The sequence below is a fragment of the Micromonospora sp. DT228 genome, from assembly GCF_049841595.1.
Classification (GTDB): domain Bacteria; phylum Actinomycetota; class Actinomycetes; order Mycobacteriales; family Micromonosporaceae; genus Micromonospora.
Window position 1 is genome coordinate 252,110 of record NZ_JBNCKO010000009.1, and the last position, 24,601, is coordinate 276,710.

22 protein-coding genes are annotated in these 24,601 nt (G+C 72.3%); 17 read left to right on the top strand and 5 right to left on the bottom strand.

What is annotated here, in order from left to right; genetic code table 11:
* Positions 1 to 18: 18 nt before the first annotated feature.
* Positions 19 to 1,341 (bottom strand): flavin monoamine oxidase family protein, encoded by a 1,323-nt coding sequence (locus ACLQ29_RS20330; protein ID WP_425773067.1) that lies wholly within the window; start codon positions 1,339 to 1,341, stop codon positions 19 to 21.
* A gap of 277 nt (positions 1,342 to 1,618) precedes the next feature.
* On the opposite strand from ACLQ29_RS20330, the gene ACLQ29_RS20335 reads away from it, so the two are divergent.
* On the top strand, positions 1,619 to 1,975 hold the full coding sequence (locus tag ACLQ29_RS20335) for a YciI family protein (protein ID WP_425773068.1): 357 nt from the start codon (positions 1,619 to 1,621) through the stop codon (positions 1,973 to 1,975).
* A gap of 2 nt (positions 1,976 to 1,977) precedes the next feature.
* A complete protein-coding gene (locus ACLQ29_RS20340; RefSeq protein WP_425773069.1) occupies positions 1,978 to 3,198 on the top strand; it encodes an RNA polymerase sigma factor in 1,221 nt (406 codons plus the stop codon).
* Here ACLQ29_RS20340 and ACLQ29_RS20345 read toward each other — a convergent pair.
* Complete coding sequence (locus ACLQ29_RS20345; protein ID WP_425773070.1) at positions 3,152 to 4,813, bottom strand: DUF885 domain-containing protein; 1,662 nt, start codon at positions 4,811 to 4,813, stop codon at positions 3,152 to 3,154. The genes ACLQ29_RS20340 and ACLQ29_RS20345 overlap by 47 nt on opposite strands.
* 179 nt (positions 4,814 to 4,992) lie before the next feature.
* On the opposite strand from ACLQ29_RS20345, the gene ACLQ29_RS20350 reads away from it, so the two are divergent.
* Positions 4,993 to 6,126 carry a carboxylate-amine ligase gene (locus tag ACLQ29_RS20350; RefSeq protein WP_425773071.1) on the top strand — a complete coding sequence of 378 codons (1,134 nt, stop codon included), beginning with the start codon at positions 4,993 to 4,995 and terminating at the stop codon, positions 6,124 to 6,126.
* Between the two features lie 10 nt (positions 6,127 to 6,136).
* Here ACLQ29_RS20350 and ACLQ29_RS20355 read toward each other — a convergent pair whose 3' ends face one another.
* Both ACLQ29_RS20355 and ACLQ29_RS20360 read right to left on the bottom strand, forming a co-directional pair.
* The gene (locus ACLQ29_RS20355) at positions 6,137 to 7,921 is read right to left on the bottom strand and encodes an N-acetylglutaminylglutamine amidotransferase (RefSeq protein WP_425773072.1); all 1,785 of its coding nucleotides are present in this window, start codon (positions 7,919 to 7,921) and stop codon (positions 6,137 to 6,139) included.
* 158 nt (positions 7,922 to 8,079) lie between these two features.
* Positions 8,080 to 8,511, bottom strand: coding sequence for a MarR family winged helix-turn-helix transcriptional regulator (locus tag ACLQ29_RS20360; protein WP_425773073.1), 432 nt, complete (start codon positions 8,509 to 8,511; stop codon positions 8,080 to 8,082).
* 79 nt (positions 8,512 to 8,590) lie between these two features.
* Between ACLQ29_RS20360 and ACLQ29_RS20365 the strand changes: the two genes are divergently transcribed.
* The 6 genes from ACLQ29_RS20365 (at position 8,591) to ACLQ29_RS20390 (ending at position 14,602) form a co-directional block, all read left to right on the top strand.
* Positions 8,591 to 10,384: an ABC transporter ATP-binding protein gene (locus ACLQ29_RS20365; protein WP_425773074.1), complete on the top strand. Its 1,794-nt coding sequence runs from the start codon at positions 8,591 to 8,593 to the stop codon at positions 10,382 to 10,384.
* 58 nt (positions 10,385 to 10,442) lie between these two features.
* Positions 10,443 to 11,084, top strand: coding sequence for a TMEM175 family protein (locus ACLQ29_RS20370; protein WP_425773075.1), 642 nt, complete (start codon positions 10,443 to 10,445; stop codon positions 11,082 to 11,084).
* A gap of 234 nt (positions 11,085 to 11,318) precedes the next feature.
* Positions 11,319 to 12,221: an endonuclease domain-containing protein gene (locus tag ACLQ29_RS20375; RefSeq protein ID WP_425773076.1), complete on the top strand. Its 903-nt coding sequence runs from the start codon at positions 11,319 to 11,321 to the stop codon at positions 12,219 to 12,221.
* Between the two features lie 114 nt (positions 12,222 to 12,335).
* A complete protein-coding gene (locus ACLQ29_RS20380) occupies positions 12,336 to 12,905 on the top strand; it encodes a carboxymuconolactone decarboxylase family protein (protein WP_425759123.1) in 570 nt (189 codons plus the stop codon).
* A gap of 101 nt (positions 12,906 to 13,006) precedes the next feature.
* On the top strand, positions 13,007 to 13,336 hold the full coding sequence (locus ACLQ29_RS20385) for a hypothetical protein (RefSeq protein ID WP_425773077.1): 330 nt from the start codon (positions 13,007 to 13,009) through the stop codon (positions 13,334 to 13,336).
* A 315-nt stretch (positions 13,337 to 13,651) separates the two neighbouring features.
* The gene (locus ACLQ29_RS20390; RefSeq protein ID WP_425773078.1) at positions 13,652 to 14,602 is read left to right on the top strand and encodes a DUF559 domain-containing protein; all 951 of its coding nucleotides are present in this window, start codon (positions 13,652 to 13,654) and stop codon (positions 14,600 to 14,602) included.
* A gap of 122 nt (positions 14,603 to 14,724) precedes the next feature.
* Here the strand turns inward: ACLQ29_RS20390 and ACLQ29_RS20395 are convergent, their stop codons facing one another.
* Positions 14,725 to 15,543: a hypothetical protein gene (locus ACLQ29_RS20395; protein WP_425773079.1), complete on the bottom strand. Its 819-nt coding sequence runs from the start codon at positions 15,541 to 15,543 to the stop codon at positions 14,725 to 14,727.
* Positions 15,544 to 15,797: 254 nt separating this feature from the next.
* Between ACLQ29_RS20395 and ACLQ29_RS20400 the strand changes: the two genes are divergently transcribed.
* From ACLQ29_RS20400 to ACLQ29_RS20435, 8 genes are all read left to right on the top strand, one after another.
* Positions 15,798 to 16,238, top strand: a complete 441-nt coding sequence (locus ACLQ29_RS20400) for a ribonuclease domain-containing protein (RefSeq protein ID WP_393370975.1) — start codon at positions 15,798 to 15,800, stop codon at positions 16,236 to 16,238.
* Between the two features lie 16 nt (positions 16,239 to 16,254).
* Positions 16,255 to 16,620: a barstar family protein gene (locus ACLQ29_RS20405; protein WP_425773102.1), complete on the top strand. Its 366-nt coding sequence runs from the start codon at positions 16,255 to 16,257 to the stop codon at positions 16,618 to 16,620.
* Positions 16,621 to 16,830: 210 nt separating this feature from the next.
* Positions 16,831 to 17,772 carry a hypothetical protein gene (locus tag ACLQ29_RS20410; RefSeq protein ID WP_425773080.1) on the top strand — a complete coding sequence of 314 codons (942 nt, stop codon included), beginning with the start codon at positions 16,831 to 16,833 and terminating at the stop codon, positions 17,770 to 17,772.
* A gap of 205 nt (positions 17,773 to 17,977) precedes the next feature.
* Entirely contained in the window at positions 17,978 to 19,147 is a 1,170-nt protein-coding gene (locus ACLQ29_RS20415) for a hypothetical protein (RefSeq protein WP_425773081.1), read from the top strand.
* A gap of 17 nt (positions 19,148 to 19,164) precedes the next feature.
* Entirely contained in the window at positions 19,165 to 19,593 is a 429-nt protein-coding gene (locus tag ACLQ29_RS20420) for a hypothetical protein (RefSeq protein ID WP_387196822.1), read from the top strand.
* A 44-nt stretch (positions 19,594 to 19,637) separates the two neighbouring features.
* The gene (locus tag ACLQ29_RS20425) at positions 19,638 to 19,892 is read left to right on the top strand and encodes a hypothetical protein (RefSeq protein ID WP_387196825.1); all 255 of its coding nucleotides are present in this window, start codon (positions 19,638 to 19,640) and stop codon (positions 19,890 to 19,892) included.
* Positions 19,893 to 19,894: 2 nt separating this feature from the next.
* The gene (locus ACLQ29_RS20430) at positions 19,895 to 23,125 is read left to right on the top strand and encodes a hypothetical protein (protein ID WP_425773082.1); all 3,231 of its coding nucleotides are present in this window, start codon (positions 19,895 to 19,897) and stop codon (positions 23,123 to 23,125) included.
* Positions 23,122 to 24,600, top strand: a complete 1,479-nt coding sequence (locus ACLQ29_RS20435) for a hypothetical protein (RefSeq protein WP_425773083.1) — start codon at positions 23,122 to 23,124, stop codon at positions 24,598 to 24,600. The genes ACLQ29_RS20430 and ACLQ29_RS20435 overlap by 4 nt, the downstream gene beginning before the upstream one ends.
* Position 24,601 lies beyond the last annotated feature (1 nt).

Here is a 24,601-nt window from a genome sequence, read left to right on the forward strand (position 1 = left end):
CGGCTCGGTCGTGCCCGCTCAGCCCGCCAGCACCTCGGCCGCCGCCCGCTCACCAGCCCGCACCGCGCCTTCCAGGTAACCGGTCCAGCGCGTGGCTGTCTCGGTGCCCGCCCAGTGCACCCGCCCCACCGGCGCCCGCAGGCGCGGGCCGTACGTCTGCCAGGTGCCCGGGGTGAGCGCGCCGCAGAAGCAGCCCCGGGTCCACTCGTCGGCCGACCAGTCGTACTCGACGAGGTCCACCGGGTTTCCGGCTGCCGGCCCGACAACTGTGGCGAACGCGTCCAGCAGGCATCGTCGACGCCGCTCGGGCGACATCTCCCGCAGCGCGGCGGCATCCGCGGCGTAGCTGAACCCGGTCAGCACCCCGAGCGGCGAGGTCGGGGTGGAGTTGTCGACCGTCTCGGTGAGCGGACCGGCGCTGCTGGTGGACACGCCGGACAGCCCGTCGGCACGCCAGAACGGCTCCCGGTAGACGGCGTGCACCTTCAACGCCGAACCCATCGGCATCCGCTGGGTGAGCCCATCGCGCAGCGCGGGCAGCGGCGGGTCGTACCGGATCCGGCCGGCCAGTGCCGGGGCCAGCGCGACCACCACGGCGTCGCCGGCGACGCGCCCGGTGTCGGTACACGCCGTCACACCGTCGACGGTCTGCTCGATCGCCCGCACCGGCGTGGCAAGCGTCAGCGTTCCCGGGGGCAGGGCGGCGGCCATCCGTTCGGCGAGTGCCGGCGGCCCGCCCACGATCCGGTCCTGCTGCGCGCCGCCGGCCATCCCCAACAACGGACCGGTCCCACCGGCGCTGCGCAGGTAGAAGAGCAGGTGCAACAGGGACAGCTCGTCCGCGCTGGTGGCCAGCAGCCCGCCGGCGAGCAGCCGCCCCAGGTAGTCGGCGATGTCGTCGTCGCCGGCCGTCGCGCACAGCCATTCGCCGAGGATCGTCCGGTCCCACCGTGCGGCCTCCGGCGTCTCCCAGGGCGCGGCCGGGTCCAGGCGGGCGGCGTACTCGTCGAGCAGGCCGAGCACCCGGCCGACCTGCGTCGGCGGCTCGGCCCGGCGCTGGCCGGCCCAGAGCAGGGTGGGCGCGCCGTCAGCAGCCGACGCGAAGGTGGCCAGCCCGTGCTCGGCGACCAGCGCGTACATCCGGTCCTGGGTCGGGCCGATCCACTGCGCGCCCAGGTCGAGTTGCGTGACCTCGGGCAGCCACCGGGTCAGCGCCCGCCCGCCCACCCGGTCGCGGGCCTCCAACACCCGCACCCGGGCGCCGGCGCGGCTCAGCGCCAGCGCGGCGGCGAGCCCGGAGAAGCCGGCGCCGACCACGACCACCCGGATGTCAACGGTCATGCCGGGACGCTTACCCACAACCGGCGCAGCCATGACTACCGGCCGGTCGCGGCGCTGGTGGGCCGTACCCCGTCCTTCGTCCTTTGCTCTGCACCCGCCGACGCGCCACCCGTGCCTGCGCACCCGTCGCATCCGCGGGTGCAGAGCAAAGGACGCCAGCACCGGTGCGGCCCGGACCGGACGCCGAGAATTTTCCGGCGGCCTGTCGATCTGGGCGGCGGCCGATCGTGTGGAGGATGAGAGGTCGGCGACGGGCCGGCCCCCGCGAGGAGGAACCATGACGCTGTACCTGCTCAGCCTCCACCAGCCGCAGGGTGAGCTGCCGCCGGACCCGGAGTTCCTGGCCGGGGTGATGCGCCAGCTCGGTGAGTTTCGTGACGAGTTGGCCTCCACCGGGTCGTGGGTCTTCGGGCAGGGTCTGCACGGCCCGGAGACCGCCACCGTGCTGCGCGCCCGCGACGGCGACGTCCTGGTCACCGACGGCCCGTTCGTCGAGGGCAAGGAGCACCTCGGCGGCATCACCATCATCGACGTGCCGGACCTGGATGCCGCCCTGCACTGGGGTCGCCGCTACGCGCTGGCCACCACCCTGCCGATCGAGGTGCGCCCCTTCCAGGGCGGGGCCGGCGACTGACAGTGCTCGACGTCGAGGCGGTGTTCCGCGCGGAGTACGGCCGCGCGGTCGCCGTCCTGGTGCGCCTCCTCGGCGACATCGACCTCGCCGAGGAGGCCGTCCAGGAGGCGTTCGTCGTCGCGGTGGCGCGCTGGCCGACGACCGGCCCGCCGCCCAGTCCGGCCGGCTGGATCATCACCACGGCCCGGAACCGGGCGATCGACCGGCTGCGCCGCGACGCGTCCCGGGTCGACCGGCACGCCCAGGCGGCCCTGTTGTTCGCCGCCGACGGACCCGTCGAGGAGGGACCGGTGCACGACGACCGGCTACGGCTGATCTTCACCTGCTGCCATCCGGCGCTCGCCCCGAGCACCCGGGTCGCCCTCACCCTGCGGCTGCTCGGTGGCCTGAGCACCGCCGAGATCGCCCGCGCCTTCCTGGTGCCGGAGCCGACCATGGCGCAGCGGCTGGTCCGCGCCAAGTCGAAGATCCGCAACGCGCGGATCCCGTACCGCGTGCCGCGCGACGCCGACCTGCCCGACCGGCTGCACGCGGTGCTCGCGGTGCTCTACCTGATCTTCAACGAGGGGTACACGGCCAGCGCCGGACGACAGCTGGTCCGCGCCGAGCTGTGCGTCGAGGCGATCCGGCTGACCCGGCTGCTGGTCGAGCTGATGCCGGACGAGCCGGAGGCGCTCGGCCTGCTCGCGTTGATGCTGCTCACCGAGTCGCGCCGCGACGCGCGGACCAACGCCGAGGGTGAGCTGGTGGCGTTGCCGAGCCAGGACCGGGCCCGGTGGGACGCCCGGCTGATCGCCGAGGGCCAGGCGCTGGTGCGCCGCTGCCTGCGCCGCGACCGGCCCGGCCCGTACCAGATCCAGGCCGCGATCGCCGCCGTGCACAGCGCCGCGCGGCGCGCCGCCGACACCGACTGGGCGCAGATCCTTGCGCTGTACGACCAGCTGACGGTGGTCGCCCCCAGCCCGGTGGTGGCGCTGAACCGGGCCGTCGCGCTCGCCGAGCTGTCCGGACCGGCGGTCGCGCTGACCGAGGTGGACCGCCTCGACCTGGTCGGCTACCACGTCTACCACGTGGTCCGCGCCGATCTGCTGGCTCGGCTCGGCCGGGGCGGGGAGGCCGTCGAGGCGTACCGGATGGCCCTCGCCCGGACGGACAACGCGGCCGAGCGGGCCTTCCTCACCGCACGCGCGGCGGCCCTGGGCGCGCGTCTGCCACCGGACTAGGCCGGGACTGGAGGGCGGTTGCCAACTGATCCAAGCCCAGCGAACCCAGCTCCAGCGCCTGACGATGGAAGGCGCGCCGGTCGCCGGGGAAGGACGAGCGGCCTGCCAGCCACACGCGCTCACCCACCTTGTAGGCCAGCGCCTGCCCTGGCCGGCCCAGGTAACGCGCGAGCTCGGCGGATGCGTACGGCCCTTGATGGCAGCGGTCCTGCAACAACGTCAGCGCCGCACCCGCCGTCCACACGGCTCGATCGCCGGATGGCATCGGCAGTCGCAGGTGCAGGCCGATGTCGAGCACGACCCGGGCCGCGCGCAGGAGCTGCATGTACAGGTACCCCAGCCGAGCACCCGGCTGTTCGTAGAGCCCGAGCTCGTCCATGAACCGCTCGGCGTACAGTGCCCAGCCCTCCTGGCTGCCGGAGAGACCGCCGAGCAGGTTCAGCCGCTGCCCGAGGCCTCCCCGGCAGACCTCGGAGCCGAGGTGGAGGTGGTGGCCGGGAATGCCCTCGTGATAGGCGGTGCTGTGGGCGTACCAGGTGGGGAAAACCGCCGCGTCCGCAGGGACGGACCACCAGACCCGGCCCGGCCGCGTCAGGTCCCGGGACGGCCCGGTGTACGCGATGCCGGACGACGTGGTCAGCCGCGACTCGATGCGCCGCAGCGGGGCGGGGATGTCGAAGTGCACGCCGTCCAGCCGCTCGATGGCGTCCTCCAGGAGCTCCTGCAGCCACGCGGCGAACGCCTCCCTGCTGTGCAGCGTGCCGGGCGCGTCGGGGCTGGCGAGCCGGGCAAGCACCGCTGGCACGTCCCCGCCCAGGGCCTTCGCTTCCGCGATCAGCTCTGCCTCTGTCACTCGGAACTCGTCCCAGCCCCAGTCGTACAGCTCACGCACATCAGGCTGGGTCGCGAGGAAGGTGCGTACCCAGAGTGCGTACCGCTGCTGGCCGAACGCCTCCTCCTCGACGGCCCGTGGTGCCAGGTCCGCAGTCAGCATCCCGGCCAGTCTCTGGTACGCCTCTCGCGCGTCGGTCGCTGCCGCCTGCAACGACGCCCGCTGAGGCCCCTCGCCGTAGCGATCCACCAGGGCGATATCGTCGTCGATCCAGTTGCGGCAGCGCTGCGTGACGAGCTCCACCTGACGCCGTGCCGGCAGATTGCCGCGCTCTGCGGCGAGGAGGAGGCTGCGGGCATACCCGTCCAGGGCGGCGGGGATCGCGGCTACGCGTGCGCCGACACGAGCCCAGGCCTCCTCGAAGGCCGCGCCCTCGGCGCCAGGGCCGGGAACGGCGGCCTCGACGGCCTGGCGGATGAGCGGGAGCGGACCGGTTGCCGCCGCGTGCAGTTCGCGCAGGTCCTCGCCGGCGTCGTGGAAGGCGACACGCGTACGCAGCCGTTCGGCGAGGTGGGCGTGCAGCGGGCCCGCGGCCGGCAGTGCGTCGCCCAAGCTCTCGAGCTCGCCCAGGGCGCGGGCTGCGAGGTCGGCGCGGGCCTGGTGGCCCTCCGGGCTGTAGTCGGTAAGCCCGTCGACATCCTGCTCGCCAGCCTCGACGGCCGCTGTGCAGGGGTCGAGGCTGGCCATGTCGCACAGGAGCCGATCCGCGAAGTCCTCGATCACAGGGGCCATGCTAGATGCCTGCGCGGGGAGGTCGCCGACGCGTACCGGACAGCCGTCGCCTTGCCGGACATGCGGCCGAAACCGCCTTCCGTACCGCCCGCCCGACGCCCTGCGGGCGTGTTTGTCACCGGGGTAGCCCGGGAAACCGAGGCGCCGGCCGCAGCAGTGGGGGAGGCGCCATGGCGTACCGTTCGGCGACCGCCGGCATCGTGCCCGACCTGTCCACCCTCACCCTCGGCGTCGAGGAGGAGTTCCTGCTGCTCGACCCGGCCAGCGGGCGCAACCTGCCGGTGGCCGACCAGGTGCTGGCCGCGCTGCGCGGCACCGCCCGGGACCAGAGCCGCCAGGAGTTCCGGCACAGCATGGTCGAGATGGTCACCCCGGTCTGCGCCGACCTCGGCGAGCTGCGCGCGCATCTGGTGGCGCTGCGTCGCTGGGCCGCCGAGGCCGCCACGTCGGCCGGGGCCCGGCTCGTGGCGATCGGCGCCACCCCGGTGGCCGAGCCGCACCGGACGGTCCCCGACGAGCCGCGCTACCACGCGATGTCGCGCCGGTACGGCCCGGTGGCGCACGACCCGGCGGTGTGCGGCTGCCACATCCACGTCGGGGTCTCCGACCGGGAGTTGGCCGTGCAGGTCTGCAACCACCTACGGGTCTGGCTGCCGGTGGTGCAGGCGATCACCACCAACTCGCCGCTGCAGGACGGGCACGACACCGGTCACGCCAGCTGGCGGTCGATGCAGCTGGAACGGTGGCCCAGCATCGGACCGACGCCGTACTTCGACTCCGCGACCGACTACGACCGGACCGTCGACGAGCTGATCGCCGCCGGCGTCATGCTGGACGCGGCGATGGTCTACTGGTACGCCCGACCGTCGTCGGCGTACCCGACCGTGGAGATCCGGGTGGGCGACGTCTGTCCGGACGTGGACGACGCGGTGCTTGTCGCCGCGCTGGTCCGGTCGCTTGTCGCCACCCTCGCCGACGACGTCCGCGCCGGCGTGACCGCCCCGCCCGTCCGCGACTGTCTGGTGGCCGCCGCGCACTGGCGGGCCGCCCACGACGGTCTCGACGGCGAGCTGATCGACCTTCGTGCCGGTGGCACCCGGCCCGCCTGGGCGCTCGTCGACGAGCTGATGGCGGTGATCGCCCCGGCCCTGCTGCGCCACGGCGACCTGGGGTACGTGTTGGCACAACTGGCCCGGGTACGCCGTGACGGCACCGGGGCGACCCGGCAGCGCCGGGTGCTGGAGCGTACCGGTGACGTGCGCGCCGTCCTCGACGACCTGGCCGCCCGCACGACGGCCGGGTGATCGGCGGCGCTCAGCGGATGTCGTGGGTCTGTAGCCACAGCTCCAGCAGGCCGAGCTGCCACAGCTTGTTGCTGCCGGCCGCCGCCTCGGCCCGGTCCGGGTCGGCGAGCAGGCGTGCCACGTACTCCGGGCGGAACAGCCCTCGCTCCCGCGCTGCCGGCGCCTGCAACGCCTCGGCGACCAGCTCGCGCACCGGGCCGTCCACCCTGCGCAGCGCGGGCACCGGGAAGTAGCCCTTGGGGCGGTCGATCACCTCGGCGGGCAGCACCTCCCGGGCGACCTCCTTGAGCACACCCTTGCCGCCCTGGGCGACCTTGTGCCGCGGGGGGCAGTGCGCCGCCAGGGTGACCAGGTCCTGGTCGAGGAACGGCGTCCGCACCTCCAGGCCCCACGCCATGCTCATGCTGTCCACCCGCTTGACCGGGTCGTCGGGCAGCATCAGGTGGGTGTCCAGGCGCAGCACCGCGTCCAGCGCGGTCTGCGCCCCGGGCGCGGCGAGCTGCTCGGTGAGCAGCTCCCGGCTGGCGTCGTGCTCCAGCGCGTACGCCGGGCCGACGATGGCGTGCAACTCGTCGTGGTCGCGGTCGAAGAACGCGGCGGCGAACGTCTCGGCGGCGCTGTGCCGGGACGCCTCGGTGAGCGGCTGGTGATAGCCGTAGCCGGCGAACACCTCGTCGGCGCCCTGCCCGGACTGTGCCACCTTGACATGCCGCGCCACCTGCTCGGAGAGCAGATGGAACGCGACCACGTCGTGGCTGCCCATCGGCTCGGTCATCGCCAGCACGGCACGTCGGACCGCGGGCACCAGGTCGTCGTCGGCCAGCCGGATCCGGTGGTGGTCGGTGTCGTACGCGCGGGCCACCAGGTCGGAGTAGTGGAACTCGTCGCCGGACTCGCCGTCGCGGCTGTCGAAGCCGATGCTGAACGTGCGCAGGTGCTGCTGACCGGCCTCGGCGAGCAGCGCCACGATGAGGCTGGAGTCCAGTCCACCGGAGAGCAGCACCCCGACCGGTACGTCGGCGACCAGCCGTCGACGTACCGCCGTGCGCAGCGCGTCCCCGACGGCGGCCCGCCAGTCGGCGGCGTCCATCCCGGCGTCGGCGGGCTCCCGCACGTAGTCGGGCCGCCAGTACACCTCCTCGCGGCCGCGCCCGTCCGCCTCGATCACCCGCAGGGTGGCCGGCGGCAGTTTGCGCACACCGCGCAACACCGTCCGCGGAGCGGGCACGATGGAGTGCCAGGACAGGTAGTGGTGCAGCGCCACCGGGTCGATGCCGGTGTCCACGTCGCCGGCACGCAACAGCGCGGGCAGGGTGGAGGCGAACCGCAGTCGCCCGGGGGTCTCGGCGAGATAGAGCGGTTTGATGCCGAGCCGGTCGCGGGCCAGGACCAGCCGCCGCCGCGCCCGGTCGACAAGCCCGATCGCGAACATGCCGACCAGGTGGTCGACGAAGCGTTCACCCCAGTGCGCGTACGCGACCAGGACCACCTCGGTGTCGCTCGTGGAGTGGAATCCGTAGCCGGCGTTCTGCAACTCCTCGCGCAGCTCCGGGTAGTTGTAGACGCAGCCGTTGAAGACCAGGGCCAGGCCCAGGTCGTCGCGGACCATCGGCTGCCCGCCGGCATCGGACAGGTCGATGATTGTCAGTCGGCGGTGCCCGAGGGTCACCCAGCCCTCGGCGCACAGGCCCTCGTCGTCCGGGCCGCGCGAGCGCATCGCCTCGGTCATCCGGGTCACCGCCGCCGCGTCGGGCGACCGACCGTCGAAGCGCGCCTCCCCGCTGATCCCGCACATCAGCCGGGCCTCCTGTCGCGTCGCCCCCGACCGGTGCCGGCCGGTCCCGCCGCCCAGACGGGGGCCGCTGGCTACCCGTGGGTGCGGGGGGCAAACCCGGGGCTCGTGCGGGGGCGGGTGGGCCCGGCTGATGTGCGGGGCGGGCGGACCGCCGTCGGTCAGGCGCGCAGGGTGCGCAGGATGCGGGCCAACTCGGCGCGGTCGGCGTCGTTGAGGTGGCCGAAGAAGCGGTCCGCCTCGGCCCGCCGGGCGGTCCGGATGGCGGCGCCGAGGCGCTTGCCCTCCTCGGTGAGCGCGACAAGTGTCGCCCGCCGGTCGGCCGGGTCCGGTCGGCGTTCGACGAGCCCACGGGTCTGCAGGTCGTCGACGACCTCGGTGGCCGAGCGGGCCGCGATGCGCAGGTGCTCGGCGAGCGTGCCGGGGCGTACCTCACCGTGGCGGCCCAGCACACCGAGGGCCCGGGACTGGCTGGGCGTGATGTCCCAGGGGGTCAGCGACTCCTTGGTCTGCCGGCGCAAACGGGACGCCACGGCCCAGAACGTCTCGGCCAGGCTGTCGTCGTCGCCGGTCCCGGTGGTGTCCTCGCTCACCGGAATACCGTAACAGCAAATGCGGTTGCTCCCTCATGTTGAGGTAACCTCAGCATATTCGACGGAAAGGTAGTCCCCCTTGGAACCCACCCCGAAGGGCCGCGACCGCGGCCACCGCACCCTCAGCGCCGAAGAGAAGGCGCAGGCCCGTCAGGTGTCACTGCGCCGCATCGGCCGCCTGTTCACCCCCCACCGGCCCGCGCTGGCCGTGGTCACCGCGATCATCGTGCTCTCCTCGATCATCGCGATGGCGACCCCCTTCCTCCTGCGTACCGTGATCGACCGCGCCCTGCCGCAGGGCGACGTGACCCTGCTGGTCTGGCTCGTCCTCGGCATGGTCGCCGTCGCGGCCGTGACCTCCGCCCTCGGCGTCGTGCAGACCTGGATCTCCACCCAGGTCGGGCAGCGGGTCATGCACCGGCTGCGCACCGACGTCTTCAGCCACCTCCAGCGCCAGTCGCTGGGCTTCTTCACCCGCACCCGCACCGGCGAGGTGCAGTCCCGGATCACCAACGACATCGGCGGCATGCAGTCGGTGGTCACCTCGACCGCCACCGCCGTCGCCGCCAACCTCACCACTGTCGTCGCCACCGCCGTGGCCATGGTCGCGCTCTCCTGGCAGCTCTCCCTCGTCTCGCTCGTGGTGCTGCCGCCGGCGATCTGGCTGACCCTCCGGGTCGCCCGGATGCGCCGCGAGATAACCGCCCAGCGGCAACGCGAACTCGCCGACCTCAACGTCACCGTCGAGGAAGGCCTGTCGATCAGCGGCGTGCAACTCGCCAAGACCCTCGGCACCGGCCCCGCGCTGATCGACAGGTTCACCGCCTCCTCGGAACGACTCGTCGACCTGGAACTGCGCAGCGAACTGGCCGGCCGCTGGCGGATGGCCTCGATGAGCATCATCTTCGCCGCCGTACCCGCGGTCATCTACCTCGCCGCCGGGCTGCCCGGCACCGCCGGCACGCTGAGTATCGGCACCCTCGTCGCCTTCACCGCGCTGCAGGGCGGCCTGTTCCGGCCACTGATGGGCCTGCTCAACGTGGGCGTCTCGCTCACCGCGTCGCTGGCGCTCTTCGCCCGGATCTTCGAGTACCTCGACCTGCCGGTCGACGTGGCCGACCCCGCCGAGCCGGTCCACCTCGACCCCACCGGCGTACGCGGACACCTGCGCCTGGAGGAGGTCACCTTCGGCTACCCCGGCAGCGACACCGCCGCCCTCGCCGGGATCACCCTCGACGTGCCCGCCGGCACCAGCCTCGCCCTGGTCGGCGAGACCGGCTCCGGCAAGAGCACCCTCGCCGGCCTGGTCAGCCGCCTGCACGACCCGACCGCCGGCCGGCTCACCGTCGACGGCGTCGACCTGCGCGACCTGCGCCTGGCCGACCTGGCCGCGATCGTCGGCGTGGTCAGCCAGGAGACGTACCTGCTGCACACCACCGTCCGGGAGAACCTGCGCTACGCCCGGCCGGAGGCGACCGACACCGAGATCGAGGACGCCGCCCGGGCCGCCCAGATCCACGATCTGATCGCCGGGCTGCCCGACGGGTACGACACGATGGTCGGCTCCCGTGGGCACCGATTCTCCGGCGGCGAGAAGCAACGCCTCGCCATCGCCCGTACGCTGCTGCGCGACCCGCGCATCCTGGTCCTCGACGAGGCCACGAGCGCGCTGGACACCGAGACCGAACGGGCCGTGCAGCGGGCGTTCGACGTCCTCGCCGAGGGGCGTACCACGATCACCATCGCCCACCGGCTGTCCACGGTGCGCGACGCCGACCAGATCGCGGTGCTCGACCACGGCCGCATCGTCGAGGCCGGCACCCACGACAGCCTGCTGGACCGCAACGGTCGCTACGCCGCACTGGCCGCCTGAGCCAGCTCCGGCTCCGGGGGTGGGGGTGGGCGAAAACGGCATATAGCATTATTAGGGCGTGAACGCCCATAGGGGTACGTCGCCACTGACCCGTCAGCCGGGCCGGTTGGTGAGCTTCAGCGACGGTGTCTTCGCCATCGCCGTGACCCTGCTCGTGCTGGAGATCCAACCGCCACCGGACTTCGGGCACCTCCTGCGGGGCCTCGGGGCGCTCTGGTCGTCGTACCTGGCCTACACGCTGAGCTTCCTGCTCATCGGACAGGTGTGGGTCAACCACCACGTCATGTTCGACTACGTCCGACACGTCGACCGGGGAATCCTGTTCCTCAACACGCTGCTCCTGATGGTCATCGCGTTCCTGCCGTTCTCCACGTCGCTGCTCGCCGGCGCGCTCCGCGCGGAGCACGGCCTGCGGACCGCGGTCCTCGTCTACGGCAGCACACTGTGGATGGCCGCAGCCCTGTTCAACGTCATCTGGTTCTATCTCCGCCGCGCGAAACTGCTCGACCCCACCCTCGGGGCCTTCGGCGTCCGGGCCATCAGGCGCCGATTCGCGCTCGCGCTGCTCTGGATCGGCTCCGGCATCCTCGTCGGCGCGTTCGTGCCGATCGCGGGCGTCGCCATCATCGCCGGCTTCCTCCCCGCCTACTACCTTCCCATCCGCGGCGAGTACGGCGAGACCAATCAGGTGGCGCGATGACGCGCATCCCCCTGATCGTTGGCAGGTGAGCAACTCGACACGCCGGTGTCCGCCCTGCTGAGCTGCCAACGATCGGTGCGGCTAGCAGAAGTCGAACCGGGTGGGGCGTTGTCCACAGACGGTTGCGTTTCCACAGGGCAGCTGCGGGTGTGGTTGCCGAGGGTCGAGGTGGGGCCGCACGGTCGTCGCGTGCAGGTGGCGCTTCAGGTGATGGTTCGGCTCGGCGGAGGGCTCGTGACGCTCAGAGCCCTGCGGCAGGTGGTGCCGCAGTGGACGGTGCGGCAGGCTTGTCGTAGCGGTGAGCTGGTACGCGTACTGCCCGAGGTCTTCGTGGCAGCGGACCTGCTCGACGATCGACCCGGTGCCCCTGCCCTCAGTCGGCTCGGCCCTGCCCTGAGTCAACGGGCGGCTCTCGCCTGGGCAGACGACTGCGCTGCGCTCAGTCACCTCAGCGCGCTCGATCTCTGGGGGTTGCGCCCGTCGGCGCCTGGTGAGCCGGTGCACCTCAGCAAACCGGCGAGCGCCAGCCTGCGCACCCGACCCGGACTTGTCGTACATCGACGCCTCGGCCTGAGCATGGGACCACCGCACGTCGTCGTCCGGCGGGACCTGCCGGTTACGCGCATCGAGCAGGCACTCGTCGACTCCTGGCCGATTCTGCCACCTGCCGAGCGGCGGGCGCCGGTGATCCGAGCGGTGAACGACTGGTTGACCACACCCGGACGGCTGACAGCGGCCCTGGACACCGTGCCGAAGCTCGCCGACCGGGCGGTGCTCCGAACGTTGCTGGCCAAGCTCGCCGACGGCTGCCGCAGCCCGCTGGAGATCTGGGGACATGAGCACGTCTTCACCGGCCCTGGCATGCCGGCGTTCCGCCGACAGGTGCCGATGAGCGTCGGGCGAACGATCTACCTCGACATGTGTGCCGAGCGGGAACGGGTCAACCTCGAACTCGACGGTGCGACCACCCACGGCGACCCGCGTCAGCGGGAGATCGACCTGCGCCGGGACGCGCTGCTCGCGACCATCGGAATCGTGGTGGTCCGGTTCGCCCACCGTCGTCTGGTACACGAGATCGACGAGGTACGCCGGGAAACCCTCGCCATCCTGGCGATCCGCAGGGATGTGCAGCGCTAGCGGGAATCATGGCTGGACGTCCCTCCGTGCCAGACGCCGGTACACGACCGATTTCCTGACAGTGCCCGCTGTTCCAACGGCGTACCGTCCGGGTCAAACAAGGGGAGGAGTCGGATGAGTCTTCTGCGGCAGGCAGAGCAGTCGCCGGACACCGAGCGGATGTTCGAGACCGACACGAAGGCGATGGGCTACCTACCCAACTACACCAGGTTGTTTGCGCACAGCCCGGCGGCGTACCTGGCATGGCAGCAGCTCAACGGTGCGGTGAAGGCCGAGATGGAGCTGCGCCGCTATGAGTTGGTGACCCTCGCCGCAGCCCGGGCCCTGAAATCCTCCTACTGCGGCCTGGCACACGGAAAGGTCCTCCGCGACAGGTTCTTCGACGCGCCGACCGTCGCGGCCATCGCCTCGGATCACGGCAGCGCCGGTCTCTCCGCGCAGGAGGTCGCAGTCGTCAACTTCGCCGGAAAGGTCGCGGCAGATGCGAACTCCGTCACCGAGGCCGACGTCGTGGGTCTGCGCGGTCACGGTCTCGACGACACGGATATCTTCCGCGTGATCCTCGCCGTTGGCGCCAGATGCTTCTTCAGCACTGTCCTGAGCGCTGCCGGGGCTGAGCCCGATCCGCAGTACGAGGAGAGTCTGGACGTGGATCTGCGGCAGGCGCTGAGCTTCGGCGGTTGAATGCCCGTGCCGAACAGTGAGCCGCTCGGACTGCAGCGGCACCTGAGTTGAACCATGACGGCGCCGCCCCACCCAACCTCCCGATTCCACCGGTACGCCAGATGGCCAATGAGGAGTTGGCGGACCTGGCCGCGAGCGCGGCCGCGTACCGGGGCAAGGCGGTGTTCGAGTTGGTCGACCGAGCACCCTCCGACGACGATGCCGCCAACCGGCTCGATCAGCTGAGTCGGCTGCCGGTTCTGCGCGAAGACCGCGCATTTCACCTGGTGTCCCTCGCCTGGGCGGCGATCATCGGCCTACTGGCCGCGGAGACGGCGCACGCACGGGCGAAGGCGTACGCCGCGTTCGAGGCCCTCGATCAAACCGATCAGACGGAGTTCCTCGCGTACGTACGGGCCGAGCGAATCGAGGAAGCGCATCTCCACATGTGACCGCCGCACTTTCGAGTCGAAGCGGTCAGGTGACGCCGGTGCGGGCGGTGCAGCTCCGCAGCCCGGGTAAAGCACCATTGCCACTCCCGCGAAGCCACTGTCGGGCCCAACCCGCCGACGCTTCAGCAGCCGAGCAAGGATCTGAATTGCCGGCATATCACTGCGTACACCGCTCCGGTAGACGGTTCGGACGCCGTGCCACCTGTCCTGACGGCTCCGTAGCACAGTCGATGTCGCTTCGGACGGTTGTCCACAGGTGCCTCCGCTGTCCACAGGAGCCCTCACCGGAACAGTGCTCCGAGGCAGGGTGGGCGGGTGGACCCGAGGCTGCATGCTCTGCTCGTACGCCATGACGGCGTGGTCACCCGACGGGACGTGCTGCAAGTGGCGCCGGCCTGGACGATTCAGACTGCTTGGCGTGCGGGTCGGCTAATTCCGGTGCTGCCCGGGACCTACGTTGACGCCGCACTGGTCCGCAACCTGGACGCCGACCTGCCGGTGCTGGCCCGTGTCGAGCCCGAGCTGGCACGCCGGGCGGCTCTGGCATATGGCGGTGGGCGGGCGGCGCTCAGTCGCCTCACCGCCCTCGACGTGTGGGGCCTCCGCCGCCAGCCCCCCGGAGAGCCGGTTCATCTCGACCTGCCCACAGGGTCAGGCTTGCGGAACCGACCACACCTGGCGGTACGCCACCGCGCCAACTTCGCGATCGCGCCGCCGCAGGTGGTGACACGTTCGGGAGCGCCGGTCACCCGGCTGGACCGGACTCTGCTGGACTGTTGGCCGCTGCTCCAACCGGTCGACCGACCTGGTCCGCTCATCCGTGCGGTCAATGACCGGCTGACCACCGCGCAGCGCCTCGTCGCCGCTCTTGCCGAGGTGCCGAGGATCGACGACCGCCTGACGTTGCGGCGTCTGCTCGATCGGCTCGCCGCTGGTTGCCGCAGCCCGCTGGAGATCTGGGGCCACGACCACGTCTTCACCGGGTCGGGTATGCCGACGTTCAGCCGGCAGGCACGGGTGCTGGTCGGGGCCCGGACCATCTATCTCGACATGTTCGCCGAGGCGGAGCGGGTCGACATCGAGCTGGACGGCTCTACCAGCCATGGCGATCCGGCCGAGCGGGAGATCGACCTTCGCCGTGACGCCCTCCTGGCGACCATCGGGATCCTCGTCGTCCGGTTCACGCATCGACGGCTCATCGCAGATCCGGTCCAGGTACGCCGGGAAACCGTGGCCATCCTCGCCACACGCTCCCGTTTCCCATGATCAGGTGATGAAAAGTAGGTCTCAGGGGCGCTCCAGACCTGTTTCTCATCACCTGATCATGAAATGCGGTGGGGTGGGTGTGGGGTGGGTCTGGGTGGGCAGGGCAGCTGGACGGGCGGGAGTCAGGTGGGGGTGGGGCGTTGGTGGGGTGGGGTTGGCGTTGGGGTCAGCGGGGCGCTCGGAGGGTCCGCGTGGTGGTGGAGGAGGTCGGTGATCCATCGCGCGGCTTCCCGTTGGGTGTCGAGCAGGTGGTCGCGGGCGTCGGCGATGTCCTGGTCCTCGCCGTGGGCGCTCAGGATTGTCGTCCACTGGCGGCTCAGCTCCTCGGCGTAGCGGGCCCTGCGTAGCTGCTCGTCGAACTGGTACTCCAGCTTCAGCATCCGGTCCACGTGCGGTTGGAGCGCCGGCATGATCCGCTCGTCGAGGCGGACGGCGGCGTCGGGTCGGCAGGTGATGACGACGTCGCCCCGCTCGTACGTCCACTCTGGATCGTCGGCGAGCGCCTGCTGCAACGCCACCTCCAGGTCACCGGCCCGATGCGGCGGCAGGTCCCGGGCGGCGTCGGCGGCGAGGCGGGTCAGGCGCTGCACCGAGGTGGGTTGGAAGTACTGCACGTACCAGCTGAGCACCTCGGAGCGGAGGCTCACCGGCGACGACCAGGCGAACGTGGCGCGGATGTGGAACGCGTACACGTAGCCGCGCGCGGGCACCGTGATCAGTCGGGGCGCGTCGCGTTGTTCGACGAGCGGGCCGGATGGCGACGGGTCGGCTGCGGAGCCGACAGGTGCCTCGTCCTGGAGGGCGGCGACCAGCCGATCCCAGTTCCGCGCCCACCACCGCCACCCGCGGACACTCACGTCGCGGGTGACGGTCAGCCCGCGGATGCCCCGGTGTCGCCACTGGTCCGCGGGTCTCGGCCTCCCATCGGGGGCGTCCGGCATGGCACCCCTCCACGGTCACGGATCCGCGACCCACGCTAACAACCGGTGCCCGAATCGCCTGCCGCCACGCCGACACCAACCGGACCTCATACCGGCACGAACCGGACCGTCGCGCTCCGCGCGAGGAGAGAGTTCACCGGGCATTGTGGAGCCGTTGGGGTGGCGAGGGGTGTCGCCGTCGGCCGGCAGCGGTGAGACTGGGTCCGATCCGACAGTTACATCGATCGATGAAATTGACGATCTGGAGGCAGCCCGTGTCCACCCCCGTGTCCCCGCTCGGCGCGATTCGCCGGCGTACCACCACCCTCGCCCTGCTCCTCGCCATTGTCGCGGCCGCGCTTGTCGGCCCGTCCGTGGTCTCCCCCCGGTTGACCGACTCTGCCTCGGCGGCGGTCTACAGCTCCTGCACCATGAGTCGCTGCGCGGACGCCCGCACCGCCCGCTCGGGCTGGTCGGCCAAGGGGTTCCCGACCAGTCGCGGCTGGTACTCCTGGAGCGGTGGGAAGTCCAATTTCGCCGGCGGGCAGTTCTACAACTACGAGGGTCAACTGCCCACCAACGCGACCTACCACGAGTACGACGTCTACCCGCGTACCCAGGGTGCCGCGCGGGACGCGTACCGGATCGTGGTGAACCGCAGCACCGGGGTCACCTGGTTCTCACCCAACCACTACACCGACTTCTACCGGCTCTGACCAACCTGGGGGCGTGATGGTCGACGAGGGCGCGGACCGCATGCCCGACTGGCTGGTCATCCGCCGCGACGGTGCCCCCGACGTGCCCGGCGCGGTGGTACTGCCCGGGGCGGCGAGTCGGACCAGGGCCGGCCTGGTCGTCGCGCTCGCCGGCGCGCTGGCCCTGCCGGCGTACCTGGGGAACACCTGGGATGCCCTCTCCGACGTGCTCCGGGACCGGCTCGACACCGGCCCGCTCACCGTGCTCGTCACCGACGCCGGGCAGTTGCTCGTCGACGAGCCGACCGATCAGTACGCTCTGCTGCTCACCGTGCTCGGCAACCTCGCCGCCAGCGCTCCGAATCCCTTCCACCTCGTCCTGCACGACGCCGCGCCGGCCTGATCGGTGCTCGGGCCGTCCTCGACGCACGCTGCCCGGAATCTCACGGCGGGTGACGGCTACCGCTGGCTGTGCGGGTGCTCAGTTTCCGACAGTCCGGGAGGCGGTCGGTCACGGTGACGGTGGTGGTGACGGTCGGGTGACGGGTCCTTGGCGATCCTCGTGCCGAGCCGGGCAGGGTGCACCGGCGCGGGGCAGCGGGGAGGCCGTGCGGTGGACTTCGTCGACGGGGTGCTGGTGCGGTTGGCCGATCCGGGCACCCGTGCCGCGCTCTTCGACGACGCGTCGCTGGCGCATCTGGTGGAGGCCGCGTACGACACCGAGGCGATGCCTGTCGCGCCGCCGTACGCGGCGGTCTTCGACGAGCTGACCCTCGGATTCGCCGCCGCACCCGTCACCGTGGCCGAGGGGGAGTGGCTGGCCTCCGGTGGCACCGCCCGCAGTGAGCTGCGGGTCCGCCTGCACGGGCTCGGCGGGGAGGCGCTGCGCATCGACGCGTTGTGGCGGGGCAGCCTGGTGGTGCGTACCAGTGCTGCTCAGGACCGGGTCGAGGACCTCGACGTGGCGGTGCCCGCCTTTGACGTCGACCCGCAGATCATCACCGACCTGGGTGCGTTGCCGGTCGACCCGGCGCAGCTGGAGACCGAACGCCGGAGCCGGCTGGTGGCCCGACTGCGCGCCGGGCTGCACCAACCGGCCGCCTTCACCGATGCGCACCTGGACCGGCTGCTCGCGGGCGTCGGCGCCGCGGACGCCGGTGACCTGGTGACGCGGATGCGCGGGCAGGCCGCCGGAGCCACCGTGCGGTTGCGCTACGCCGCGCCGCCGGCCGCGCCGCCCACCCCGCGCCCGCTGCCCTTCGCCGCCGCCGTGCTGATCCGCGACCAGGGCTTCTCCCTGGCCGACCTGCTCGTCGAGACCCGCCTGGTGCGGGCCCGCGCCGAGGAGTTGGGGCTCGATGTGCCGGCACCGGACGACGTGCGGCGACGACACCGGGTGGTCGCCGTGTGGGTGGTCCCGGTCGAGACCTTCGACGACGACGGGTGGCCCGGCGGCGACACCGGCACCGACGCGCAGAAGCGGGCGGCCCGCTTCGCGCGGGCCGGCCAGTGGCTCGCCCGCAGTGGCATCGGACTGGCCGCCGTGGCGACCTGAGACAGCCGGGTGCCGCCCGACGACCGGATCGGCGGCGGAACCGCCCAAGAACCGGAGCGGCCGGAGCCGCGCAGGGACCCCAGCGGCCCGAAGCCGACTAACGACGGCAGCGGCGGGAGCCGCCCAACGACCGCAACGACCGCAACGACCGCAGCGGCGGGAGCCGCCCAACGACCAGCAGCAGCAACTTCGTCCGGGAGGACCCGTGGCACCGACAGCAGCATTCCCGTTCATCGAGGTCCGGATCGTGCCGCCACCGGCGCCGCTGGCCCAGCGTTCACCGGGCGTCATCGCCGTGGTGGGCAAGGCGCCGTCCACCGCCGACGGCGGTTCGGCGCCGGCGAACACACCGGTGCGGATCGAGACCCTGGACGACGCGGTCACCAACTTCGCCCGCCGGCAGGCCGGCAACGTGGTCCGCAACGCCCTCTACAACTCCCTGGAGCTGGCGTTCCTGCAGGATCCGCGTCCGGCCAAGGTGTACGGGGTGAAGGTGGCCGGCGACGACTACGCGGCCGCGCTCGGTGGTCTGGAGGCCGCCGACGACGTGACGATGGTGTCGCTGGCCAACGAGTCGAGTGTCGGCAACCCGGCCGGTGCCGGCGCGCCCACCGGGCTGCACGCGCTCAAGGCGCACGTGGAGACGATGTCGGCGGCCGGCCAGCGGCGGATCGGCTTCGCGATGGTCAACCCGGCCACCGAGAAGGTCCCCACCTACGTCGCGGACGTCACCACCGCCGCGAACCCGCTCAAGAGCAGCACCAGCCGGATGGTGATGATCGCCGCCCGAGGAGCGGACGGCGACGCCGCGACGGCCGCGATGGCCGCCGTGGCCGGGCTGCCGGTGCACCACAGCATCGTGCTCAAGAAGATCCGTGGGGTGGCCATCCCGGTGGCCAAGCAGTACAGCCCGGCGGAGATCAAGGGCCTCTCCGAGGCCAACCTCACGCCGATCATCGACCCGACGCTGATCACGGGGGAGAGCCTGCACTTCGCCGACGGGCGGCTCTTCACCTCGGACGCGAGCCTGCTGCACGTCGACCTGGTGCGCACCCTCGACCAGATCGAGTTCATGCTGCGCGCCGGCCTGATCGGTCTGGTCGGCGACGCCCGGATCACCAAGCCGGGGATGACGCTGCTGAAGACACAGGTGGACGGCATCCTCGGCCCCCTCAAGCGGCAGGCGGTGATCGACGACTACCGCGTCGAGATCCCGGTGCTCGACATCCTCACCATCCCCGAGGTCGCGCGTACCGCCACCGACACCTCGATCGTCACCGCCGCCCGGGCCGACCGCACCGTCGACCTGGTCGTCACCGTCACGTACGGCCCGGCCGTGAGCCGCCTGCTGGTCACGCTCGTGGCCAAGTTCTGACCCGGAGGAACCAGACCATGGAGTGGAAGACCCGCCTCGCGGTGCAGTACACCAAGGGCACCGAGACGGTGCTGATCAGCCCCATCGACTCGTTCAGCCCGTCCTTCTCGCTGAACGTCGAGGCGTTGCACTCGTGCGAGGTGACCCACCTGGGTGTCATCCACGCGCCGGTGTCGATGAACTTCACGATGACAGTCAAGGCGATCGGGGACGTCGCCGGCCGGCTCACCAAGCTGGCCCTCGACGGCGAACTGTTCGACATCGCCCTGCTGGAGCACACCGGGGACGACTGGGCGTTCTCGTCCTTCGTCCTGCGGGACTGCATGATCACCAGCGCCACGCCGACCACCGCCACCATCTCCGGCGCTCCCGCCGCGACCTTCAGCGGCTTCAGCCTGGCCGCCTCGGTCGACCCGAAGACCGGCGACCCGTCCGTGCTGCCCTGACCGGGCCGGACGACAACCCGCAAACGATCAACCGGAGGTAGGAGATGGCGACCGGTGCTGGCCGCGCCGCCCGGGTCACCCGTACCGGGCTGGCCCTGGTGCACGCGGGTGAGCTGGTGCTGCCGGCGGCCGGCAGCGAGGCGGAGGCCGCGCAGGTGGCCGAGGACGACCGCGCGGTCATCGCGTACCACTTTCCGGTGGAGATCGAGGTGGTCGCGGCCGGCGGCGCGGTCGACGCCGACGCGCTCGCCGACCTCGCGCTGGCCCGTCTCGCCGAGCACCTGGACGGGCAGGTCTGACGGTGGCCATCTCGGTGCACGTGCCGGTGCGGGTCCGGCTGGACGCCCGGTCGGTGACCGAACGTCCGGAGGCGGTGACCGAGGCGCTCGCCGCGGCCCTGGCCCGCGCGCTGGAGCACTCCCGCCGCGAGGTGGTCGCGCCCCGCGGCGGCTACCTGGAGGTACGCCCCGAAGCGCCGACCTTCCGCTGGACCGGCGCGGACGGTGCGCGGGTGTCCCCGGACGACAGGCGAGCCTTCGAGGCCCGGCTGCGCCGACGCATCGACGAGGTGATCGCCTCGGCGCGGCTGGATCCGGGGTTGCCCGCCGGGGTGGCCGTGCCGCTGAGCCGGCCCGCGGTCGAGGTGTTCGACGCGTCTCGGATGCGTCACCTGTTGGCCGTCTACCGGGTGCCGTCCTACGACGACGGTGGCGACGCCGCCGAGGTGCCGGTGGACGGCGACGAGCCGTCCCCGGTCACCTACCAGTGGTTGCTGCGGCCGGTCACCTACCTGGTCGGTCACTTCGCGGAGCTGGCCCGCGAGGCGGTACGCCAGCACGGTGGCCTGCCGTCGGGTACTCCGCAGGGGGTCATCGCCCGGGTCATCGACCCCACCGGGCGGCAGGTGTGGCTGGTCATGGTGACCACCACCCCGCTGTCGTACCTGACCTTCGACACGTTCGGCGAGACGGTGTTCCGGGCCACCCCGCAGCCGCACTTCGAGGTGGAGGCGCGGGTGCCCAGCCCGCAGCCCGGCACGGTGCGGCGTCGGCCGGTCGCCGACCGGGCCGGGCTGGTGGCCATGGTGGACGAGGAACTCAGCGCCGACATCCGGCAGCGGCTGCGGACCGCCCAGCCGCGCGGTGAGACGACGACCGCGGACGAGTACCAGGCGCAGATCGAGCGGGCCGTCGACGCGGAGGTGACCCGCCGGGTCGACGGGATCCTGACCTCGGTGGGCGGTGCGTTGCCGACCAGCCTGGTGACGATCAGCATCGGCGGGGTCTCCCTGCTGCTGGTGGGCACCGAGGAGACCGACGCCACCCTGCACTGGACGGGTACGGCCAACCTCCTGCCGATCAGCGTCGAGCAGCGCCCGGCGACCCCACCGGACCCGAATGCCCCGCGCGGCGGCAGCATCGGCGACGGGACGGGCAGTGGGTCCGGCGCGGGCAGCGGGTCGGGCGGTGGCACCGGCAGCGGACCGGGCGGCAGCGCGGGCACCCGGACCGGCGTGGGCACCGGGTCCGGCGGCGGCACGGGAACCGGGTCCGCCGGTGGCGCGGGTGGGGACGGCAGCGGCGACGCCCGGCGGGGTGGGTTCGTCTTCGACCCGAGCAGCCCCAGCGCCCCACCCGGCGTCGAGGGCCGACGGTTTCCGGCCGTCACCGGCGAACACTCCGAGCTGCGTGCCTGCGCCCCGTTCAACGGTGAACCGGAGTTGGCCGCGCTCGGGCCGGACGGCGACGAGCTGCGCCGGCTGATGGACGACATCGCGTTCCGGTTGCAGATGGGCGAGCCGTGCCGCTACCCGGCGAACTTCTGCCTCCAGGCCGCCGCCATGCTGCGCGGCCGGGCCGCGGCGATCAGCCTGCTGGTCGGCGGGGCCGAACGGGAGGCGTTCACCAGGCCTGTGCCGCAGGGCTCCGGAGGGCTCGGCCCGCTGGACTTCCGGCCGGTCGCCTCACCCGCCGTGCAGTTTCTGCGCCACCTCGCCGGGGTGGTGCCGCGCCTGGACCACCTGGCCGAACTGGTCATGGACCGCTACCGCAAGCCCGAGCACTTCGCCCGCATCCAGGGTGGCTGGATCGACTCGTCCGCGTCCTGGAACCTGCACTTCCTGCAGGCGTTCAGCCCCGCCGTCAAGAGCGCCGTCGGGCAGTTGTTCATGGTCGGCAACCAGGCCATGCTCGTACAACTGCTGCTCACGTCGCGGACCGGCATCGACGCGCGGATCGCCAACTTCGACAGGTACGCGCCGATCTTCGAGCGGTTGATCGTCTCCCAGCTCACCGACTACGCCGAGTTGCAGGGGCTGCGCGAGCGGCTGCGCCGACACGAGGCGGCCCGGTGGGTGTCCGCGCACACCGACATCGGCGGTGGCACCCTTGCCACGGTCAGCGTGGCCAACCCGTCCACCGCGTGGTTCGGGGCCGCCCGCGCGATCTCCAGCGCGTTCCTCGCCACCGAGGCCGCGTTGGGCAGCCCCGGCGCGGCCGGCGAGATCGTCGAACGGGACGGCACCACCCGGATCCGCGATGCGCACGCGGTGCTCTGGACCCTCGCCGAGATCGAGCAGGCGCTCGTCATCCAGCGCGGCGAGGCCGAGGGCATCGACCCGCTGGTCAAGCAGATCACCGACGTGCCCGACGTGCTGGCCCGCTTCGCCGGTGACCGGTCGGCGATCCGCGACGAGCTGTGGCGGGTGTTGCAGGACATGCGGCGCAACAACACCGAGATGCTCGGTCGGGCCCGCACCGACGCCCGGTTCGCGTTCCGGTCCAGTCGGATCAGTGAGCACATCCCGTCGGCGACCATCCCCCGTGGACGCTTCGCCCTCCAGGGCATCCACCTGGTCACCCACCAGCAGATCGGGGAGTTCTTCGGCGGCAACCTCTACTACGCCACGGGCATCGACGAGCTGTTCGGCACCGAGCTGGGCCGGGAGGCGCTCAACGCGTTCGCCACGATGGTCGGGATCATCGCGCTGTCGCTGCTCTGCCCGCCGCTGGGCTTCGTGGTGGGGGTGGCCGTCGCCGCCGTCGACGTGGCACACGCCCACCAGCGCGAGCGCCTCTACGCCTCGATGCTCGACCCGGAACTGGTGCTCACCCGCACCGAGGTCGAGGTCGAGCTGTTCGCCGCGTACCTCGGGATGGCGTTGTCGCTGATCCCGGAGGCCGGCACCATCGGCGGCGCGGCCGTGCGCGGCGGCCGGGTCGCCCTGCGCTTCGGCGTCCGCGCCGGGCTGCGTGCCGCCCGGGGGTACGTGGTGCGTCGGGTCACCCGGCAGATCATCGAAGCCGCGTCTCGGGACCTGCTCCAGGGTTTCCTCACCGAGATCCTGCTCAACGAGGTGCTGGAACGGGTGGTGCAGAAGCTGATGGAGCCGGTGCTCGCCTACGTGGAGCGCGAGGCGATGCTCAACGGCGCGGTCGGCGGCCCGGAGGGCGCCCGGTTCATCCTCATGGTGCTGGACTCCCCGCCCGGTGGCGCCGCCGCCGGGCCGCACGTGCCGGTGGTGCGGCCGTGACCGGGCCGCGCCGGTTCCGCGCCGGCCGGTTCCTCGACGCCGCCGCCGTGCACGCCGCCGCCGACGCCAACCCCCGGCTACGCCGCTTCATGCGGACCGTCGCCGCGCACAGCGAGGCCGGCGAGGTGCGCTCCCGGCGGCTGCTGGAACACCTCATCCGGCGCATCGTCGACGACGTCGGTGACCTGCACCTGGGCAACGCGCTCAACCGGCTGGAACGCATCGCTGTGCTGCGGGACAACATCGCCGCCATCCTCGACCACGTGTTGGAGGGCGGCACCCTTCCCGACGGGGTGCGGGTGGCCACCCTCGGCGAGTACTTCGACCAGCTCAACACGGAGATGCGCGAGCTGAGCCGGCCCCGCGACGGCATCGTCGGGGACGCCCCGCTGCGGCTGGCCGACGACTCCGCCGCGTACGCCGACTCGCTGTTGCGCGAGTTCGACGCCGGCGGCGGCGCGGCCGGCCGGCACGCCGAGCCCGCCGCGATCGTCGGGGACGCGTTCCGGGCCATGCCGGCGGACCGGCAGGCCGCGCTGCGCCGCGCCGCCGAGGTGGAACCGGCCGCGCTGTGGCGCGCGGTGGCCGCCGAGAGCGAGGTCGGCAAGCGGGCCGCGGTCGCCGACCTCGAGGCCCGCCTCGGCGGCCGGCTCACCCCCGACGAACTGACCCGGCTGCGCGCCGCCGTCGACGACCTCGGCCGGGCCCGCTCGCGCGGCCTGCAGGTGAGCGAGGCCCGGCTCACCGAGGCGCTGGCCCGCATCGGTGACCCGGAGCTGCGGGCGGTGGTGGCCGGCGGCGACGTCTGGCTCACCCAGCAGCTCGCCCTGCACAACCCGGAGGCCCTGACCACCCTGTGGCGGCGCTTCCGGGACCGGGGCGGCCGTGCCGACGACGGCCCCGGCTTCCGCGCCTACCTGCGCCACGACATGGTCACCTACGGCCGGGGCGTGCTCGGCGAGTACAGCGCGGCGTTCTCGCTGAGCAGCATCGAGCTGTTCCTCAAGGGGCCGGACGCCAACGTCAAGGTCGCCGGCACCGACCTGGTCGGCATCGGCCACGACGGCTGGGTGTGGCTGATCGACGACAAGTCGCACCGCGCGCCGAGCGTCGGCGGGGTCAGCGCGCTCACCGACAACCTCGTCACCAACCTGCGCCGCGACGCCGCGGACTTCCGCGCGGCCATCGCCCGGCTGGGCCGCGACGATCCCGGTTTCACCGCCGATCCGCGGATCCTCGACGCGATCTCCCGGATGGAGGACGCCGCCGCCGAGATCGACCGGATCAACAGGCGCGGGTCCGCGTCCACCCGGCCGGCGCGGATCAGCGCGGCCCTTGAGGAACGCCGGTTGCGGCTGCGGGTCACCAGCGCCGCCGGTGAGGTCCGCGAGATCACCCAGGCGCTGCGCGACCTGGGCCTGGCCGTCGAACCCACCGGTCCGCCGGTGCCGCTGCCACCCACCGGAGGGCGCTGAG